A 1,371-nucleotide genomic window follows, 5' to 3' on the forward strand; every position below is an offset into this window, starting at 1 on the left:
GCGGCGTGGTGGGCGGCGGGGTGCCCGTTCCACCGGAGAAGTCGACGTCACTGCACAGGTAGTACGACTGGTCCAGGTGGCTGGCCTGCCAGATGGTGTAGACGATGTGCCGGCCGGTGCGGCCCGACGCGTTCACCGGGATCTCGATGGAGACGCCGCCGGTCTCCTGCTTCCACTGCGACGCCGGGGTGTTGCCGATCTGGCCGGACAGCACTAGGTCGTCCCAGCCCAGCTGTTCGGTGAGCGGGTTGAAGCCCTGCCGGGTCACGTACACCCGGATGTAGTCGGCGCCGTGGCTGGCCTGGTCGAAGAAGCGGACCCGGAAGTTGCTCGACACCGCGGTGGTCTTCCAGGCGCCGACGGTGTCCAGGGCGTTGTAGCGACCGCTCTGGGTGCGCCCGCCGCTGCACAGTTGACCGTTGGGAATGGCGCCCTGGTGGTTGCCGGCCACGCCCTCGCGGAACAGGCCGTTCCAGTTCCACATGGCGTTGGGGTCGGCCTGCCAGGCCTGCCAGCACATCGGGTCCTCGGTGGCCATCCGAGGGTTCTGGAAGTCGCTGCCCCAGCGTTGCCAGCAGCTGTAGTTGCGCGAGGCCGGGTCGACGACCGAGCCGTGCGCCGAGGCGGGCGGGACCAGCGCGGTGGTCAGCGCGGTGGTGAGCAGGAGCGTGGCGGCGGCCGCGATGGCGAGCAGCCAGAGCACGCGGGGTGATCGGGCGAGAGTGGACATGGAGCCCCCGGGGGGATGAGGTCGGACGACGACACCCGGACCGCCGGGAGTTGCCCGCTCCCGTGCCTACTCGCAGGCTCCCGCGATGGCTCTACCCGGCACGATGCCAGGCTGATCGTCAACCGTCAATGGCATCGCGGCGCATCGGGGTGTGGGGGATGCCGTCCTCGACGTACTCGGGGCCGCTGACCGCGAAGCCGTGCCGGGTGTAGAAGGGGACCAGGTGGGACTGGGCGTCCAGCACGCAGGGCCGGTTGCCCACCACCTCCAGCGCCGCGCTCATCAGCCGGCCGGCGTGCCCGCCGCCGCGCGCGGCGGGGGCCACCACCACCCGACCGATCCGGGCGACACCGTCCGGGTCGGCCAGGATCCGCAGGTACGCCAGCGGCGCGCCGCCGTCGGTCAGCCAGAGGTGCCGGGTGCCGGGTTCCACGTCCCGTCCGTCGAGCTCCGGGTACGGGCAGTGCTGCTCCACCACGAACACGTCGATGCGCAGCTTGAGCAGGTCGTGGAAGGTGTGGGCGTTCAGGTCGGCGAAGGACGCCGTCCGGACCTCGATGGTCTGCTGGGGCACCCACCGATGGTAGGCCGTCCGGCGGGGCGGGCCCCGGGGCGTCCCGCCCCGCCGGACGGCCTACCAT

General features: G+C 71.7%; 2 protein-coding genes. Both read right to left on the reverse strand.

The genetic code is table 11. The annotated features are described in order from the left end of the window. Window positions 1–730, reverse strand: a 730-nt coding sequence (locus EAD98_RS29850) for a lytic polysaccharide monooxygenase (RefSeq protein ID WP_147457529.1), incomplete at its 3' end; no start/stop codon positions are given. A gap of 118 nt (window positions 731–848) precedes the next feature. Beyond that, window positions 849–1,304 (reverse strand): GNAT family N-acetyltransferase, encoded by a 456-nt coding sequence (locus EAD98_RS29855; protein WP_199723618.1) that lies wholly within the window; start codon window positions 1,302–1,304, stop codon window positions 849–851. Window positions 1,305–1,371: the final 67 nt, after the last annotated feature.

Source organism: Micromonospora sp. CV4, from assembly GCF_003667455.1.
In the GTDB taxonomy this organism is placed as follows: domain Bacteria; phylum Actinomycetota; class Actinomycetes; order Mycobacteriales; family Micromonosporaceae; genus Micromonospora.